The following is a 17730-nucleotide window of genomic DNA, read 5'->3' on the forward strand; positions in this document are numbered from 1 at the left end:
CAAAGATGAAACATATGATTTTCAGCCCTCTCCTTAAAATCTCACACTATTTTTATTGTAACATCATCCAAGCGCTTAAGAGGTACGAATGTGCTTTTAAATGAACCTATCCTCAATTCAGAAAGAACTGAGATCTATATTCAGAATCCCTCGTTAATCAATCCGGTTTCCGAATACTACAGAGTTAATGCCGATTTTCTTCGCCCCTGGGAACCGGCCAGAGAGGAAAGTTACTTCACCCGCGAGGCTTTCTGTGAAAGGCTGGAGCTGGCTGAGAAGAATTTTCATTCGGGTATGTCTGTACAGCTGGCCGCTTTTGACAGAATGAGCGGAAATCTGGCGGGAATCGTCAATTTCACCGGAATAATCAGAGGTCCTTTTCAGGCCTGTTTCCTCGGATATTCTCTCTCCGAATCATTTCAGGGCAGGGGGTATATGCATGAAATCCTTACTACAGCCATCGCCTATATGTTTAATGAGAAAAGGCTTCACAGGATAATGGCTAATTATATGCCCCGCAACGGGAGAAGCGGAAGGCTTCTGGAAAAGCTGGGATTCGAAAGAGAGGGTCTGGCCAGGGATTATCTGCTGATTAACGGGAAATGGGAGGATCACATCCTCACATCACTCATCAGAAAGGACTAGCTGAGCGGGGAACCGGAGTATCCCTTCGGAACCACCCGGATTCCCGAATCGCCGTCAATGTATATTCCCGCCGCGCGGTCGGCCTCATCATTAAAGCCGATTTCCATATTGTTCAGGACCACATGTTTGTCGATTATGGCACGCTGTATCCGGCAGTTTGTGATTTTCGTATTGTTAAAGACGATAACCTGTGAAAGAGAAGATTTTTCAATAAAGACCAATGAGGATATGACCAGATTGCTGCCCGTAACGTCGGAAAGGAAAGAGCCTTCGCATATGACGGCGCTTTCGACACCGCTTCTGTTTTCCGGATTAATGATTTTTGCAGGACCGAAATTGTTGTGTATTGAAAAAAAAGGCCATTCCTTGCCATAAAGATTGAATTTGGGCGTGATAGAGACCAGATCCATATTCGCTTCAAAATACTCCTCTATGGTGCCGACGTCGCGCCAGTACAGGGAATCGGGGCTGGAATCGACGAATTCCTCGAACATCCTGTTCCCGTCTCTCTTGATAATGATTTCCGGAATATGATTGTTGCTGTGGTAATCGTAACCCAGTATTTTCTTGTCTTTCAGTATCTTCGGTATGATATCTCTGCCGAAGAGATTTCCTTCTTCCTCGAGAGCGCTTGTCAGTACGGGTGTTTTAAAAGCGTATATTCCCATTGAGGCGAAGAAAGTGTCATCGCTTGACGCTCTGAGAGGCGTTTCTCTGTCTTTCTCTCTGAATTCGGTTATGAGGGATTTTTCATCGATGGCAATGGAGCCGAAGCTTCCGGCTTTGTGAAGAGGCTGGGGTATAATGCTTATGGCCGCATCGCCTTTGTTCCGCACAAGGAAGTCGGTGAAATTCCGGTAATCCATCTTGACCAGATGATCGCCTGGAACGATAAGGACAATATCCGGATCGTAATATTCTATTTCGTTGATCACATGGCGAACAGCATCGGCATCGCCGTTGTCGAAGGCCCCGATTTGCTGGGGACTGAGGAAATTGATGAAGCTGTCCGATTTTTCATCAGATGCCCAGGCGTCCTTGATGTGTCTTGTCAGGGATTTATCCATACCCTGAGCCAGAACGAGAATTTTTCTGAACTCGGAATGATAGGCGTTGCTCAGGGGGATATCGATAAGGCGGAACTTTCCCCCGATCAGAACGGCGGGCTTCAATCGCGATGCCGTAAGCGGCATCAGTCTTGTGCCCAGACCGCCGGTGAGAATCAGGACAAGAACTTCGGTTTTCCTGCGTTTCATCATTTAAATTGTAAGAATCTAAACTTAATAATCAAGGAATCGCGATCAACTTTTTTTAAGATTTACCATTGCCGTCTCAGGCTATGGTCAGAGGAGTCAGAAACTTATCCAGCGTGGCGTTCAGTTTCAACAGGGAAAATGGTTTATTCAGATACGCCGATGCTCCGGACTGAGCGGCTTTTTTCCCGATTCTGCCGTCGCCCATCCCTGAAGTCAGAACTATGGGAATTCCTTCCGTCCTTTCCTCTGCCTTCAGAATTGAGCAAACTTCAAAACCATCAGGGGACGGCATGATGATGTCCATCAGAATCAGGTCCGGCTGAGGATCGGTTCTGGCCATCCTGAGTGCCTGGTTTCCATTGAATGCGCTGATTATATCGTAATTATCTAATAGCATTTCCGTCAGCATATCCTGCTGTTCCATCGAATCATCTACAATAAGTATGCGGGGCTTTTTCGTTCTCACAATCAATGATTTTACCACGTTACCCCGGGTTTTTCACTTTTTCTTTTTACTTCGGGGCAACAATATATTACTTTTAAAATATGATCTTTGAACTTTGATCATAAACCATAAATCAAAGAGGTACTTATAATGTCAAAAAGAGAGAGACTGGAAATTTATCGCTGCGAAGTCTGCGGAAATATCGTTGAAGTGACCCACGGATCTGCGGGAACTCTTACCTGTTGTAATCAGCCCATGACTCTTCAGGAGGAGCATACCGCCGACTTCTCTACTGAAAAGCATGTTCCTATAATCGAAGCCACCGACAAGGGCGTAAAAGTAACAGTCGGTTCAACTCTTCACCCTATGACAGAAGACCACTATATTCAGTGGATCGAAGTTATCAATGGGGATTACATTCAGAGAAAATATCTCAAGCCGGGTGATCAGCCTGTCGCCGAGTTTTTCGTTCCCTACAGCGATAAGCTTGTAGCTCGAGAGTATTGTAACAAACACGGCAACTGGAAAAGCTGATTATCTTTACAGATATATCATATGGAAAAGCGCTTTCCTGCGGGGAGGCGCTTTTTTTTATTCGCGGTAAAGGGTAATGCGGTTTCTGCCCGCTTCTTTAGACTCGTAAAGAGCCGAATCCGCCTGTTCTATTAGCTGATCAAGATTGTTATCACTGTTGGGAAACCCCGATGAAATACCCAGGCTCATGGTCACTCTGCGGTATATTTCCGAGCTTTTATGTTCCAGAGACTTTTTCTCGAGCCGTTCCTGAATCTTATTGGCTATCATCAGGCCGCCGCTTATGGGAGTCGCAGGGAGTATGAGGAGAAATTCCTCTCCTCCATAACGGATCACCATATCTGATGAGCGCCTGATCGATGACTTGAGAATGGCCCCCACTTCCTTAAGGCAACGGTCTCCCGCCTGATGTCCGTATGTGTCGTTATATTTTTTAAAATAATCTATATCCATGAGAATGATCGTTATTTCCGAACGGTCCCGTGACATAATATTCCAGATGCCGGGCATCAGCGTGTCCATTAAATGCCTGTTGTTAAGTCCTGTTAGGGAGTCGGTTGTCGCCAGCTCCCGGAGTTCATTTGAAAAACTGTTTATACCTCTGGACAGGGTACCTATTTCATCGACTCTGTTCATATCGAGAGAGACAGGCGAACCGCTCTCCTTCTTCCAGGATTGGAGGAAGAGTGTGATCTTATGAAGGGGATTGATATATATCACTCTTATAAGAATGAGGATGATGACCGTGAACAGAATAATCAGTAGAAGGATAAAAGTGATGAAAATACTGGTAACTCTTTGACCGTACTGCCAGATATTCCTTTCAGTACGCGATTCGACAACCAGAGTCTTTCTCCCTTCCAGATCTTCAATCGCCTTATACAGGAGAATCCGGTTTTCATCTTTTTCCATTAAATAGGACTGTTCGCTTCTGTTCAGCTCCCAGAGAATATCCTCCCGGTTTTCACTATAGAGGGAAAACTCTCCCTGGACAACTTCCTTCATTTTCTCTATAAATCTTTCATCGATCAGCTTCCCTATTATCAATGTCCCTTCCGCGGGACCGGATCGGTCTGATTTGAACACCGGCCCCGCCGCCATGAAAAGAAGTCCCATGGCAGTATCGATAAGTCCTGATCTGCTGTAATCTTCGTCACCGTTGAAAAGTAGATCTCTCTGCTGGATAAATGTCGTGGAAAAGCCGCCGCAGGGAACCTTTTCCCATTTGTCAAAATCGTAAAATTCTCCCCATATGAGATCTCCGCCCCGGTTGTAGAAAAACATGAAATTCAGGGAAATATTGTAGAGGGAATCAATGGAAAGATTGGATTCGATGTATTCCCGATTTCCTGTCAGGACAAAATCGTAGGTATCATCCCAGATGCTCCAGTCCAGTAGCAGCCGGCCGATATACGAGGCATCCCGTTCGATCGCCTGGGTCAGGCGGTTCAGGTTTTTGAGACTCAGTTCCTCCTCCAGCTCTATATAGCTTTTTTTCAGGACGGCTTCCTGCAGTCCTATAATGGAGAGAATCGTCACAGTTGCTGTCAGAATCATAGTGAGAAGAATTTTACCGTATAGGGTTTCCCTGAGAAAATTCTTAACTCTCATAATTTGATTATGGAACAACTTCCCGGCCAATTCTTGAAAAATACCGTATTACGATGGAAACTTGATATATGATAGACAAAAAAGAATTCGGAAAAACAGGACATTTAAGCAGCCGTACCATTTTCGGAGCGGCCGCGCTGGGATGGATAAGTCAGGAGGAAGCAGACCCCGCTCTGGATCTACTCCTCCATTACGATGTGAATCACATTGATGTGGCAGCCAGTTACGGAGATGCGGAAATCAGGCTTAAACCCTGGCTCAGAAAGCACAGAGACCGTTTCTTTCTGGCTACGAAAACCGGAGAAAGAACGCGCGATGGCGCCTGGAGGGAGCTGATGAATTCCCTCGAAAGAATGGGCGTGGATCATATCGATCTCTGGCAGTTCCACTGCCTGATCGATGAGAAGGAATGGGATACAGTCATGTCTTCCGGCGGAGCTCTTGAGGCTGCCATGGAAGCCCGTGATAAGGGGATTATCGATTATATCGGCGTTACAGGACATGAATACATCGCGCCGGTTATGCACAAAAAAAGCCTGGAGCGTTTCGATTTCGATTCGATCCTCCTTCCTTTCAATTATTTCATGATGAAAGATGAAACCTATAAAAAAGATTTTGAAGAGCTTATGACCCTCTGCAGAAGCAGGGGAACGGCTGTTCAGACAATTAAATCCCTGGCCCGTTCCTACTGGGCCGAAGGTGAAAAACGAGGCAGCACCTGGTACAAACCTCTGACCGAACAGTCCGATATCGACAAGGCGGTTCACTGGGTTCTGGGACAGGGGGACTATTTCCTCAATACGACAGGTGACGTGAAATTGCTTCCTTCAGTCCTCAGGGCCGCTTCGGAATTCAAAGAAGCCCCATCATCCTCTGATATGGACAGACTTATTTCGGAACGGAATATTTCAAAAATTTTCCCATTCCCGGAATGATAAAGGAGAGTCTATGAAAAAAAGAAGATTCGTCAGCATGAGAGTCAGGCTCTCACTCTGGTTTTCTCTGGTCGCTTTCGTTCTGGTATCAGCCTTCGGCTCTGTAAATCTCCTTCGCGAACGGGATAATGCGCGAAACAGCCTTTCCCGGGGACTGGATCTGGAGTCGGAAATTACGGCTCAGAAGATCGACGGGTGGATCCGTCTGCGAATCGCCGCTCTGGAATCGAGGAAGTCCATTCTCGAAGAGCCGGGAGCCGTCGATGTGGTCAGAACCGGCGGGCACGGCAGTAACGGCTATCTCCGCGGTGATGCGGAAATCTACGGCGTCGAATTTCTGTATATCGGAACACCTGACGGAAAATTTTATTACGGAGGAGACTGGATAGCCCCTCCGGAATTCGATCCGACATCCCGTCCCTGGTACACAGCAGCTGTAGCTAAAAGGGGCACGATTTTTACAGATTACTATGTCGACGCCAATACGGGACAGCTGAACATCTCCATAGCCACGCCTGTTTACGGAGAAGGTAATCGGCTGCTCGGGGTTCTGGGAATCGACCTTTATCTGGATGAGCTTCTCGGGCTGCTCGAAAGTAACAATCAGGAAGGTGTTTCCTCTGCTCTTATTGATAACAAAGGCATTACTGTCGCCCATCCCGTGGCCGATCTGATCGGCGGTAATGTTCTGGATTTATTGGACGATTCCGGTCAGCCCTTCATGAAGCCGGTCGTCGAGGACTCAACAGGAATTCAGGAATACACATTCAAAGGCGAACGGAAAACCATGGTTTTCCGGGAAATTCCCAGTCTCGGCTGGAAAATCGTGTTTTTCGTAACCGAAGATTATATGTTTAAGCCCATAAATCAGCTGATTCTCCTGTCGATTATTTTCATAAGCAGCACGATTGTGGTTTTTATCATTATCACGATTCTCATATCTTCCGTATTCGTTAAGAGAATCCAGGCCGTTTCCGATTCGCTTAATGATGTGGCGGAAGGGGAAGGTGACCTGACAAGATCCTTAGAGACAACCACCAATGATGAACTCGCCGTACTGACCGATAATTTCAATAAATTTATCGACCTCATGCGCCGCATGATTTCCAATATAAAAAGCAGTGCTGAATCCACTATGACAGCCAAAGACTCTCTCGTAGCCAATACGGAGGAAACGGCGGCGGCCATTAACCAGATCAGCGCCAATATGAACTCCATGGAGGGACAGATCCAGCGGCTGGATGAGAGCATTTCCATCTCGTCCCGTTCTGTGGAGAGTATTACCCGTTCCGTTTCGGGATTCAACAGCATCCGGGAAGAGCAGGCAGCCATAGTCGAAGAAACGGCGGCGTCGATTGCCGAAATGATTCATTCTCTCGAGCAGGTGGCCAAAATCAGCCGGGAGAAAAAGGAAGTGGCGTCTGCTCTGACGGAAACATCCCGCAAAGGCGGCGAACAGCTCGATACGCTCAGCCGGGCATTCGATGAGAAGGTCGTTACAAGGCTCAGCGCTATTGAGGACATGACCGATATTATCAGAGGCATAGCCAGCCAGATCAATCTTCTATCCATGAATGCCGCGATCGAAGCCGCCCATGCCGGGGATACCGGCAAGGGGTTCGCTGTCGTCGCAGATGAAATCCGGAAGCTGGCCGAGAGCTCTTCGGACAGTGTCAAAACCATCGATACGGTTATCCGGGAAATCCGCGAAGGGGTTAACGAAACGGTGGAAAATACCGGTGAAACGGCACAGATTTTCAAGGAAATGGACCAGGTCGTCACAGATTTCGTTGCAGCTCTTAATCAGATTGCCAACAATACGAACGAACTGATGACCGGGAGCCAGGAAATCGGCCAGACAGCGCAGAGGCTGAATGAGATTACTGTCTCAATTAAAGACAGCGCCGATTCCATGAAGCTGGGCACGGAGGAGCTTTCAAGAGAAATGCTCAATATTGAAGATGTTTCCCGCACAGTCCTGGGAGGCATTCAGGAAGCTGTTGTCGGAGCCGGTCAGATTGTCTCCGCCATGGATCAGGTCTCTGGTCTCTCCGGGGAGCTGGCCCGCAACAGCGAGCAGCTGAAAAGTGAAATAGACCGGTTTAAAACCGACTAGTCTATTTTATTTCTATCGGCCAGTGCTGATTTCTGCTGTTTGACCGCAAAACTGATGGCGTAAACCAGAGCGAATGGCCAGAGAGGTGTCAGAAAGAGGAAGATGAAGAGGATAAAGTTGAACTTCTTTGCTCCCTCTTTCCCGGACGCCCCGAATCCTTTAAAAGAAGCGGCCAGGTTTTGAAGCTCTTTTTTTCTTTCCTCGTCCGACAGATCGGGATCTCTGGCTTTTTTTAAAGCTTCTTTAAAATCGGTATCAAATGAATTTTCCTGCTGTCCTTCCGACGCTTCCGATTCCGGGAATACATTTTCAGGGCGGGGTTTTTCATATACCTGAGCGCTACTGTAGGAACTGTAACCCGCCGGTTCGGCTTGAGCCGCTCCTATGGAAACCTGATCCCCTGAGACCGTTATTCCCAATGAGCCAATGCGCGACATTTTATTAACCAGCCTGGTCACTTTCGATTCGCTGAGATCCAGCTGGGAAGAGAGCTGGGTGACTGTTGTGTTTTTATAGAATTGCAGTGTATCGAGTATCTCCAGGCTCTGCCGTTCCCCGTGACGGATAACCCGCCCGATAATCTGTGCGGATATGGCAGCGGAACCGTAGATGGCCAGCGCTGTAAGCCTGGGTCCCAGAATAAGGGGAGCCGAGGCGAAATAATCTGTCAGGGAATCGAACTCTCCGTAGGTCCGGAGCCATGGCCAGGCAATAACTCCCAGCGGAATAATCATTATATAGGATATGATTATGAGAAAGTCGTCGGTTTTGTAGATGTTTCTGTTTTCCATAAGATAAGAATAGATACGGAGCAGCGTGCTGTCAAATTTACAATTGCTTCTGTTTTCTGTATAGTATTGTTTATGATTAAAGCATCAGTCCGGGATTACTGTTTTGAACAATTAAAGATCGATCTTATCTCGCGGGACGCTTATGATACGAGGCAGTGGGAAGATATCAGAAGCCGGGGCAGAGTCATATCGCTCAAACGCAATGATTTTGCCTTGAAGGCGGGAGAGGAAAAGCGGAAGGGTTTTTTCATTGTCAGCGGCAGCCTGATCCATCTCTATCTGAAAGAAAACGGAGAACAGATCGTCATGAGTTTCTCCGATGATCAGACCTTCCGGTTCATCTGTCCCGGTTCCTATTTTACGGGAGAAGAGGATTCCTGGGAGATCCTCGCCGTGGAAGAGAGTCTGCTCATATCCCTGAATCAGGATGATATGGAGTACCTCTCGGCAAAATATCATTCTTTCAGCATATATTACAGAAATATCATCTCCGACGGCCTGGCAAAGTTCTACCGCTTCAATGCCCTGCGTTTCTCCCGCACCTCTGAAGAATTCCTGAAGGAGCTGGTGGAGTCCTATCCCCGGATCAACCGCACCGTTCCCGATAAGTATCTCGCTTCTTTTATGGGCATATCCAGAGAATGGTTCTGTAAAATCAAAAAGAAAATTTATAATTGAACTAATTCAATTATAAGTACAATATTGCCCGGTATAATGAGGACAAAATCTGTTTTGGGAGTTCTCATGCTGTCTATTATCCATCTCGTTCTTGTCTTTGTGGTTCTTGTTCTGCTCAATGAGCTTTTCCGTTTGAGCAAATGGTTTACCTTATCGGTCTTTATCATTCTTCCCGTTGCGCTGTCTATCGCCGTCTGGCCTTCTACAACCGGCACAGGGACAAGTGTTGATACGTGGTTTCACTGGGCGAAAGTGTACTCTGTTGTGGTCGCCGCTGCGGGTTTCACTTTTATGCGCTTTACAGCTCTCGGGGAAAAGGGATACGCCAAAGCCTTCCCTCCGCTGATTCTGGCTTTGAACATTCTCGAAGCGGTCGTCCGTGATTTCGAGCTGGGAATGGCAGCCGGAGGAGCCTGGCACTTTATGAACGGCCTGGCCGGACTTTTCTCCATTATCGCCATTTCCGGTTGGACCGGTATATTCAGTGAAAAAAAGGGGAAACGCGATCTCCTATGGCCCGATATGACTGTTCTGTGGATTATCGCTTACGATGTTTGGAATCTCTCTTATATCTATTTCTGCGTTCCCGAGCACGCTACTTATGGAATTTCGGTTCTGCTCGCCTGCACCGTACCTTCGCTCTTTATAAAAAAGGGAACATGGATTCAGGCAAGGGCTTACACTCTCGGGCTGTGGATGATGTACATCATGACATTCAACAGTTTCGTCGATACGCCCGGCGTCACTCTCATGCTGCCTGAGAGTTCGCTCCTTAAATACATTTTCGCTGTTCTCAGTCTGGGACTGAACGGATGGCTGGTGATCGTTCATTTGCTGAAAATCCGCCGGCGGAAAGATTTTCGCATAGGAGAGGAACTCTACTCAGTTTAAATATGCAGGGGGAGTCCTATGGTAAAACAGACTCCCTCTCCCGGCCTCGAGTGAACCTCCATCGTGCCTTTGTGGTTATTTGTTATTATGAAGTAGGAGACCGATAACCCCAGACCTGTGCCGGATCCAACGGGTTTCGTAGTGAAAAATGGCTCGAAAATGTGTTTCTTCTCTTCGGAGCTTAATCCGGGGCCGTTATCTTCCACATCGATATACAATTTGTCTTCATCCCTTCGCAGGCGAAGGATAAATCGGGGAGAATAGCCTTTATCCCGGATTTCGCACATGGCTTCCGCTCCATTCTTCAACAGATTGAGCATGACCTGCTGTATCTGGGATCTGGAACAGGGAATAACCGGAATATTCGCTTCATATTCCCGTATTATTTCAATTTCCCTGAAATCATAATGGGATTTCAGATCAAAATCCGATGAAGCCAGTTCAATGATGTTGTCGAGCATTTCCACAGGATCGTGAGTGGAGAAGGGACCATGGTCCAGTCTGGAAAAGCTGAGCATATTGTGGATGATTGAAGAGGCTCTCTGTCCCCCTTCCCATATGGCTTTCAGCATACGGGGGATTCCCCGTTTTTCAAGGTAGATCCTGAAAGTCTCCAGATCGATACCTGCGTCATCCGCCGCTTTCCGGTTAGCGTCCAGGCTCATATCTGTCAGGCGCTTCGTCATCACTTCAGCCGTCTGAATAATTCCCGCCAGAGGATTATTTATTTCATGAGCCATACCCGCAGCCAGTCCTCCGATCGAGAGCATTTTTTCCGATTGAACCAGGGCTTCCTGAAAGCGCACTTTTTCTGTAATATCGTCAATCCTTAACACGGAATCACCTTCCAGGGAGTCCGAAAGAGGGTATAGGGAAATCTCTTCATGGATAATTCTCTTACCGGATTGTCTCGTTTTCCTGACAGTCATGACAGAGTCCGACGGGGCTCCTTTTCTGAAATAGCCATCCAGGTCTGAACTTATGTAATCGAGAATATCCCTCACCGATTGTCCGAGGGCTTCCTCTGCTTTCAGATTAAAACTCTTTTCCGCCCTTTGGTTCCATCTGGTTATTTCTCCTTCTTTATTGAGTCCTATGATGATGGAAGGCATGGAATTTATAATATCGCTTATATAATTCTTTTCCTTATTGAGTTCTTCGATCTTTTTCTGCAGCTCCGGATAATAGCTTTTCCTTGATGAAGAGCTTCCCAGTCCGATGAGGTGCTCAAGGTCTCTCTGCCGCTTGCTGTCTTCGTTGATGTTTTCGTCCTTTACATGGCTTCCCGGTAGATAGCGGCCAGTTCCGATGAATCTGCATTACGGGGATTGGTAATGAGACAGGGGTCTTTTGCCGCTTTCTCTGCAAGAACGGGAATATCCGAATCGGAAACGCCTCTTGTTTTAAGAGTATCCACAATACCCACTTCTTTTTTCAGGTTTACAATTCTTTCAGTCAATTCTTTCTGCACGATTTTATCTGATAAGCCTTCTGTTCTGATGTCCATAGCTTCGGCGATATGACGGTATCGCGAAGCGGCCGCGGAATAATTAAAGTTGACCACGTGCTCCAGTAACATAGCGTTGCACTCGCCATGAGGCATGTCGAGGTAGCCTCCCAGGCTGTGCGCCATGGCATGAACGGCTCCCAGAATGGCATTGGAGAACGCCAGGCCGGCTTTCATGCTGGCAAGCATTATGCTTTCCCTTAACCGGCTGTTTTGCGAATCGTTCATGAGAGGAGGAAGATCTTTGTTGATCAGCCGGATCGCTTCCAGGGCGTACATATCTGTCAGCACTCCGCTGCCCGTCGAGACATAGGCTTCAAAGGCATGAACCAGTGCATCAATCCCCGTGCAGGCGGTCAGATAGGAATCCATTGTGTAAGTCGTATCGGGATCAATCAGAGCCACATCGGGTACAACAGATTTGCTTATTATGGCAATTTTGACTCTTTCCTCTTCGTTATTTATTATGGCAAATTGCGAGACATCCGCGGAAGTTCCCGCCGTTGTAGGGATGAAAATCAGCGGCGGTACGGGAAAGTCGATTTTATCAACTCCTTCAAAATCCAGGATATGACTGTCATTGGACACGACGATGCCGATGCCCTTGGCGCAATCCATGGGGCTGCCTCCGCCGACCGATATGATGAGATTGCAATTCTGTTCCCTGTATTCCCGGGCGCCGCGCATGACCTCTCCGGACCGGGGGTTCGCGCTGACGGCGCTGAACACATGAAAGGGGATATTCTCTTCAGCAAGTGTCTCCGCCACTTCTTTCAGCCAACCGGCGGCTATAACGCCGGAATCGGTTACGATGAGTACTTTCCTGGCGGAAAAACGGGAAGCATAGTTTCCCGCAAGTTTTCTGGCTCCGGAACCGAAAATGATCTCCGGGGCAACGAATTTACGTAAGTTTAAAATCTCCGACATCTTAAACTCTCCTGCTATTTATTATAGGTCATGTAACCTTTTTGTTCGAATTTTCCGAATATTAATGGTTTCTATTTGGAAAAAAATGGTTTAGTCTCATAATCGGGTTAAATGATGATCTATCAGCAGGAAATCAGGGAAATAAACGATTTTTACGATCGTTACAAAGACAGCAAAATAGTCTATTCTCAAGGAGTCGTCCGGGACATAGGGCTCGTCCAGAGGGATACGTCCATAAAGGTGGGTGAACAGGTACTCAAAAGCGTTCTCATCTCTTCAACCATGGAGGACTTTGTCTTTATGGCCAGTCTGAACGATTCGGTCAGGGAAACTTTTTACGATTTGGGAGGCTCTTTGAAAGTCCAGCTGAAGTTTCTGGATCCCGAATCATCAAAAAGCATTCTCTTCACATTGGATACCAAATTCCTGAACTTCAATAATCAGGGCCTGACCAGAGATGATCTGGTTTTCATTGCCATGAAAATAAGAAGAAAAATACCCAATGACCTTATCCGCCTATTCGGTCTATACCACACAGTCCAGGAACAGAAACTCAGAGACAAGAAGAAGAAAGTGGAATGTCTCCTTCTCACAAATGACAGAAAAAACGATTGCCTGACAGAAAAAATAACCAAGACAGAGCTGGTCCTGAGAGTTGAGGAAGAAGAAAAGATAGCCCCTCGCCAGAAGGCTCTGGCCATTTTAAAAGTTGTGAAAACCGGAGAGGTTATAGAGATTATCGGGACTGTCGCCTCCCGGACCATAGAACCTGACGGTTCCCAGTCCCTCACCATTTCCTACGCTATGGACGATCAGAGTCCCCGCTTCGGCTACAGCATTCATGTTCTGAGAAATCTCATTAATTCCTGACCCCGGACTTGCCTCTGCGAAAGGTCTCTCATTATATTTGTGCCATGGAAGATTTAAGCAAACTCAGATCCTTTAACGAATTGATAAATAATAATGAAAAGCCCGTTCTTGTCGACTTCTACGCCGACTGGTGCGGTCCCTGTAAAATGGTTTCCCCTGTTATAAAACGAATTGCCGGTGAATACAAAGGGAAGCTGATAACTGTAAAAGTGGATACGGACAGAAAGCCGGCCATCGCCGGTCAGTACCAGATCAGCAGCATTCCCACGATAATTATGTTCTTCAAGGGACAGCCGGTTATGCGGTTGCAGGGGGCTCATCCTTACGAGTCGATCAAGCAATCCATTGATTCAAACTGGCCCCTATGAGATAAGCTCCCGAAAAACGGGAGCGAACAAAGACCGGGAGCCGGCGAACGGTCGACCTTCTCCGGTCTCTGCGTCAGGAGATGAAAAAACAGGATTTTCCATCTCCCTTCACCTGCCTGTGCGGCCTGACCGCTACTTGATATACTCCAGCCATTTCGCCTGCTGGCTGATCATCAGATCGACCATTTCGTTAACTCTGGTAATGGTTGTCATGCCGGGATTGGCGAGAACAGCCTGGACAACCAGATCGCGGCTTCCCCTCAGGATCGCCTCGGCTGTGAGATCGTAAACACCCATGTAATTGCGCAGCAGGGCGGCGAAGCCTTTCGGGTAGTTTTCAATTTTAATCCCTTCAATTCCCTTTGCTGATACAATAGCCGGGACTTCAACGGCGACGAAACCGGGGAGGGAATCTATCAGTCCGTCGTTCATGACGTTGACAGCGCTTTCCTCATATCCCAGATTTCCGACAATCCCTTCCATAATGGGAACGACTCTTTCATGCAGCTCTGAATCATCAATTTCCATCCGGCTTTCTTCAGAGAGGGCGTAGCGGTAGAAATTGTAGAAATCCAGTATCCCCCGATGATCCGCCGCATCCTGGGCCCAGGGAATATATTCGCCCAGGTGACTGTCCACGGTTATGGGCAGAAGGTGATATTTCTCAAAGATTTCTTTGAAAAGTGTCCTGTCCGCCCAGGGGTAGGACGATTCCTCTCTGTCGAGTACGTGGCGGTGCACCGCTCCTTCCGTCTCGGGGATTTTGCCGGTTTTTCTGGTGAAGTTCCATATGTCGGTGTAACCCGGTTCCTTTTCGAAGAAGGCCGGAGCTTTGGACAGAATGTCCGGGTAGGCGTCTTTTCCCGTATCTTTAAATTTCGCTTCCAGAAGAACGCTGAAATGGTTCAACCCGGCCGCCCGAAGTTCCAGATTTTCAAAAGGTGTATCCAGAATGGAGGGAAGGTATCTCTCCAGAGAGGCAATTTCATGGCACAGGCCTATAAATTTCAGCTCGGGATATTTGCGCAGAACAGTCGTGGTTATTGCCGTCATCGGGTTGGAGTAACAGAAAACATAGGCATCGGGGCTGTATTTGACCACATCATCGCAGATTTCCAGTATGGGAGAAACGATCCGGAGGGCATGGAATATACCTCCGGGTCCGCCGTTTTCTCCATAAATCTGTTTGACTCCATACTGGAGCGGTGTGTTCCAGTCCTGATCCCACAGGGCGAATCGGTCTCCCACTTCAATGGATATAATGATGAAATCGGCATCCTTTACAGCTTCTTTCCTGTCCGTTGTGGCGGTCAGTTTGAAATCGGCTTTTTTCCCGGACAGATAGTCCTGTCCGACTCTGTAAACTTTATCGAGAGCTTCTCCATTGATATCCATCAGGCATACTTCTGAGCCTGCGAGTATTTTGCTATTGAAAATATCTCCCATGGAACCGCAGCCGAACTGGGCGCTTCCCGCTCCTATCAATACAATCTTCATAAGTACTCCTTTCTAACTTTGTATTTATCTTATATATTTACTCATCTTATAGTTCGATCTTAGCTCCCCGGGAAGCGAAAATCCAGAGAAATCTCTTATCGAAAACTTTTAATACTTGTACTTTTCCTGGATTTTTTTTCATAATGAGATTCATGGATTATATAGGGGATATGAAAGAGATACTCGATCAGGCTGTAGGCAGACTCAGCGATGAAACTGTTCCCTGTCACATCGCTCCGAGAAAAGGACTGCGAAAAATGTTAGACGGTCATATTTTTCACGATTACCCGGAGGTCTTCCTGCAGACCAAAGGGCAGACCTATTTTTCCTTTCCCGGAAGCAGACTCACTCTAAGGGCGGGCAGTTTTCTCATTGTTCCTCCCGAAGTTCCTCATGGAGAGGAGATCGGGAGGATCGAAGGCGAATTCGAGACGCTTGTTATCACGCCGGCTACCGGTTATCTCCAATGTCATCTCTCCCGTGAAAGCCGGGGCAATAAACCAGTTATTCTCCATTACGAGACATTTGAGCAGGCGGAACAGGTCAGCATTCGCCAGCTTACCGATCTGATTGTGGAAAAAAACGGCCTGTCAGAAACATACAGTCCCCATATCATCCGCGGTCTTCTACTGTCCCTTTTAGCTTCCGTCCGGATTCTTCTCGAAGGTTCGGCGAAGGAGGAGGCGGGGAATATGAAAATACGCCATATCAAAAACGCTGTGTTATCCTCCTTCCATGAGAGCTCGCTCAAAGTCTCCTCACTGGCCGGGCAAATGAACTGCACGCCCGATTATCTGTCCTGGTTGTTCCACCGGGAAACGGGAATGACATTGAATCGCTATATTAATAATCTCAGGTTGAAAAGGGCTTCGGATCTCCTGAAAAATACCGATTATGCCGTATCGGAAATTGCCTGGATATGCGGTTTCAGAAGCCCGGCTTATTTTTCCCGGATCTTTTCCCGGGAGTTTGGCATGGCTCCCGGAAAATTCCGGCGTATCCGATAGAATTTCATCTCCCTGAAGTGTATACTTGCAGGTATGGAAAAATGCCGATGCATCTGGTGCGGAAACGATCCTCTCTACCGTGAGTATCACGACAGGGAGTGGGGCGTCCCCGTTTATGATAACGAAAAAAAGCATTTTGAAAATCTTGTTCTGGAATCGGCACAGGCCGGTCTCAGTTGGATAACCATCCTCAGGCGGCGGGAGAATTACCGCAAAGCCTATGAAGGGTTCGATCCGGAGAATATTGCCCGTTGGGGCGAAGTGGATGTTCAGAGGCTTATGGCCGATGCGGGGGTCATCCGGAACAGGAGAAAAATAGAATCATCCATAAACAACGCCAGGCGCTTTCTTGAAGTCAAAGATGAGTTCGGCAGTTTTTCCCATTATTATTGGCATTTTCAGGATGGTATTCCCATTGTCAATCACTGGGTAAGACAGGAAGAGGTTCCCGCGAAAACCGAACTGGCGGAAATTATAGCCAAAGATATGAAAAAGAGGGGATTCTCTTTTCTTGGTCCTGTTGTCACCTATGCCAACATGCAGTCTGTCGGAATGGTAAATGATCATCTGGTTTCCTGTTTCCGTTTCGATGAAATTGAGAAAATGAAAAGATAAAAAAGTAGACAGGGACAGAAATCCGACCTATTTTATCTTTCGGAGAGGAATAATAATGGTTCTGCTTGACAATAACGAGTGGATAGAAGTCAGAAAGACGAATTTGAAATATTACAACGATATAGATCTCTACTACCGGAGTCCCGCCGGGGAAATCCTGCTCTACAAGCAGGCCGGACTCACCTACGACAAATCCTATCAGGACAAATATCCCTATAAAGGGAAGCTCTATATAACTCCGGAAGACAAGCTGAAGAGCCTGGATATCATTCAGAAGGAGTTCAGCCGCAATCTCACGACCAATCTGAAGAGAAAGAAAACCAGCGAAGTGAAAAGGGAACTGGTCAGTATTGTGGGCGAGACTCTTTCCCAGCCCAGAAGCGGCAGCCTCAGGGTTGTTCCCAATACGGTCAATGCCATTGTGGAGAGTTATTCCGATCAGCCTCATATCGTTAAAAATCTGGCAATCATGTCCCATATCGATTATTCCACTACGATTCACTCCATCAATGTCATGGCGCTGATGATCAACTACTGTTTCTATACCAGAATGCCTGAGCAGGTTACGAGGGATTACGGCCTCGCGGCTCTGCTTCACGATGTCGGGAAAGCTGATGATTCTTTTCCCGATTCGATTCTGAGGGAAAACCGCAAACTGACGGATAAAGAATTCGAAATCGTCAAAACCCACCCGAAACTGGGCGCCGATATTCTTAAAGAATACGGGAAGGAACTGAAAGTGGCTATTCCCGGAGCCTTGGAGCATCATGAGAAACTGGACGGAAGCGGTTATCCCGAAGGTAGAACAGACATCTCCGAGTGCGGAAAAATCCTGGGTATTATAGACTGCTATGAAGCCATAACCAATGATGAGCGCCCTTATCGAAGTGCCATGCTTCCGATAAAAGCGCTCACTCTTCTCAAAGATGAGGTCGACAAAGGACATTTTGACAAGGATATTTTTAAAAGCTTCGCCTACAGCCTTGTCGACAAAGATGCTGCGAAACTGCACGATTGACAAATGGTCTATAGGGAGC

Annotated in this window: 18 protein-coding genes; 11 read left to right on the forward strand and 7 right to left on the reverse strand. The window is 47.2% G+C overall.

Features of this window, described 5'->3' with window-relative positions; all coding sequences use genetic code 11:
- Positions 1 to 90: 90 nt before the first annotated feature.
- Entirely contained in the window at positions 91 to 645 is a 555-nt protein-coding gene (gene rimJ, locus HNR50_RS10970) for a ribosomal protein S5-alanine N-acetyltransferase (protein ID WP_221439857.1), read from the forward strand.
- Here rimJ and HNR50_RS10975 read toward each other — a convergent pair.
- Together HNR50_RS10975 and HNR50_RS10980 are read right to left on the reverse strand one after the other, a co-directional pair.
- Complete coding sequence (locus HNR50_RS10975) at positions 642 to 1901, reverse strand: sugar phosphate nucleotidyltransferase (RefSeq protein WP_184746811.1); 1260 nt, start codon at positions 1899 to 1901, stop codon at positions 642 to 644. The two genes, rimJ and HNR50_RS10975, sit on opposite strands and share 4 nt — an antisense overlap.
- Before the next feature lie 76 nt (positions 1902 to 1977).
- The gene (locus HNR50_RS10980; RefSeq protein WP_184746812.1) at positions 1978 to 2367 is read right to left on the reverse strand and encodes a response regulator; all 390 of its coding nucleotides are present in this window, start codon (positions 2365 to 2367) and stop codon (positions 1978 to 1980) included.
- A gap of 129 nt (positions 2368 to 2496) precedes the next feature.
- Here HNR50_RS10980 and HNR50_RS10985 point away from each other — a divergent pair, with 129 nt between their 5' ends.
- Complete coding sequence (locus HNR50_RS10985) at positions 2497 to 2880, forward strand: desulfoferrodoxin (RefSeq protein ID WP_184746813.1); 384 nt, start codon at positions 2497 to 2499, stop codon at positions 2878 to 2880.
- A 57-nt stretch (positions 2881 to 2937) separates the two neighbouring features.
- On the opposite strand, the gene HNR50_RS10990 is transcribed toward HNR50_RS10985, so the two are convergent.
- Positions 2938 to 4491 carry a sensor domain-containing diguanylate cyclase gene (locus tag HNR50_RS10990; protein WP_184746814.1) on the reverse strand — a complete coding sequence of 518 codons (1554 nt, stop codon included), beginning with the start codon at positions 4489 to 4491 and terminating at the stop codon, positions 2938 to 2940.
- Positions 4492 to 4559: 68 nt separating this feature from the next.
- On the opposite strand from HNR50_RS10990, the gene HNR50_RS10995 reads away from it, so the two are divergent.
- Both HNR50_RS10995 and HNR50_RS11000 read left to right on the forward strand, forming a co-directional pair.
- Positions 4560 to 5426: an aldo/keto reductase gene (locus tag HNR50_RS10995; RefSeq protein WP_184746815.1), complete on the forward strand. Its 867-nt coding sequence runs from the start codon at positions 4560 to 4562 to the stop codon at positions 5424 to 5426.
- A gap of 13 nt (positions 5427 to 5439) precedes the next feature.
- Entirely contained in the window at positions 5440 to 7542 is a 2103-nt protein-coding gene (locus HNR50_RS11000; protein ID WP_184746816.1) for a methyl-accepting chemotaxis protein, read from the forward strand.
- On the opposite strand, the gene HNR50_RS11005 is transcribed toward HNR50_RS11000, so the two are convergent.
- A complete protein-coding gene (locus HNR50_RS11005; protein ID WP_184746817.1) occupies positions 7539 to 8333 on the reverse strand; it encodes a hypothetical protein in 795 nt (264 codons plus the stop codon). The genes HNR50_RS11000 and HNR50_RS11005 overlap by 4 nt on opposite strands.
- 72 nt (positions 8334 to 8405) lie before the next feature.
- Here HNR50_RS11005 and HNR50_RS11010 point away from each other — a divergent pair, with 72 nt between their 5' ends.
- Positions 8406 to 9011: a Crp/Fnr family transcriptional regulator gene (locus HNR50_RS11010; RefSeq protein WP_184746818.1), complete on the forward strand. Its 606-nt coding sequence runs from the start codon at positions 8406 to 8408 to the stop codon at positions 9009 to 9011.
- 66 nt (positions 9012 to 9077) lie between these two features.
- Positions 9078 to 9902 carry a DUF5692 family protein gene (locus tag HNR50_RS11015; protein ID WP_184746819.1) on the forward strand — a complete coding sequence of 275 codons (825 nt, stop codon included), beginning with the start codon at positions 9078 to 9080 and terminating at the stop codon, positions 9900 to 9902.
- On the opposite strand, the gene HNR50_RS11020 is transcribed toward HNR50_RS11015, so the two are convergent.
- Together HNR50_RS11020 and ercA are read right to left on the reverse strand one after the other, a co-directional pair.
- Positions 9899 to 11212: a two-component system sensor histidine kinase NtrB gene (locus tag HNR50_RS11020; protein ID WP_343060174.1), complete on the reverse strand. Its 1314-nt coding sequence runs from the start codon at positions 11210 to 11212 to the stop codon at positions 9899 to 9901. The two genes, HNR50_RS11015 and HNR50_RS11020, sit on opposite strands and share 4 nt — an antisense overlap.
- Entirely contained in the window at positions 11176 to 12336 is a 1161-nt protein-coding gene (gene ercA / locus HNR50_RS11025) for an alcohol dehydrogenase-like regulatory protein ErcA (protein WP_184746821.1), read from the reverse strand. Before ercA ends, HNR50_RS11020 begins: the two co-directional genes overlap by 37 nt.
- 111 nt (positions 12337 to 12447) lie before the next feature.
- Here ercA and HNR50_RS11030 point away from each other — a divergent pair, with 111 nt between their 5' ends.
- Complete coding sequence (locus tag HNR50_RS11030) at positions 12448 to 13206, forward strand: PilZN3 domain-containing protein (RefSeq protein ID WP_184746822.1); 759 nt, start codon at positions 12448 to 12450, stop codon at positions 13204 to 13206.
- 44 nt (positions 13207 to 13250) lie between these two features.
- Entirely contained in the window at positions 13251 to 13574 is a 324-nt protein-coding gene (gene trxA / locus HNR50_RS11035) for a thioredoxin (RefSeq protein WP_184746823.1), read from the forward strand.
- A gap of 132 nt (positions 13575 to 13706) precedes the next feature.
- On the opposite strand, the gene HNR50_RS11040 is transcribed toward trxA, so the two are convergent.
- A complete protein-coding gene (locus HNR50_RS11040; protein WP_184746824.1) occupies positions 13707 to 15071 on the reverse strand; it encodes a family 4 glycosyl hydrolase in 1365 nt (454 codons plus the stop codon).
- Between the two features lie 152 nt (positions 15072 to 15223).
- On the opposite strand from HNR50_RS11040, the gene HNR50_RS11045 reads away from it, so the two are divergent.
- From HNR50_RS11045 to HNR50_RS11055, 3 genes are read left to right on the forward strand one after another with little or no spacing between them, the layout of a single operon-like run.
- Positions 15224 to 16078, forward strand: a complete 855-nt coding sequence (locus HNR50_RS11045) for a helix-turn-helix transcriptional regulator (RefSeq protein WP_184746825.1) — start codon at positions 15224 to 15226, stop codon at positions 16076 to 16078.
- A 33-nt stretch (positions 16079 to 16111) separates the two neighbouring features.
- Complete coding sequence (locus HNR50_RS11050) at positions 16112 to 16693, forward strand: DNA-3-methyladenine glycosylase I (protein WP_184746826.1); 582 nt, start codon at positions 16112 to 16114, stop codon at positions 16691 to 16693.
- A 55-nt stretch (positions 16694 to 16748) separates the two neighbouring features.
- Positions 16749 to 17711, forward strand: a complete 963-nt coding sequence (locus HNR50_RS11055) for an HD-GYP domain-containing protein (RefSeq protein WP_184746827.1) — start codon at positions 16749 to 16751, stop codon at positions 17709 to 17711.
- Positions 17712 to 17730: the final 19 nt, after the last annotated feature.

The sequence above is a fragment of the Spirochaeta isovalerica genome (assembly GCF_014207565.1).
Classification (GTDB): Bacteria; Spirochaetota; Spirochaetia; order DSM-2461; family DSM-2461; genus Spirochaeta_F; species Spirochaeta_F isovalerica.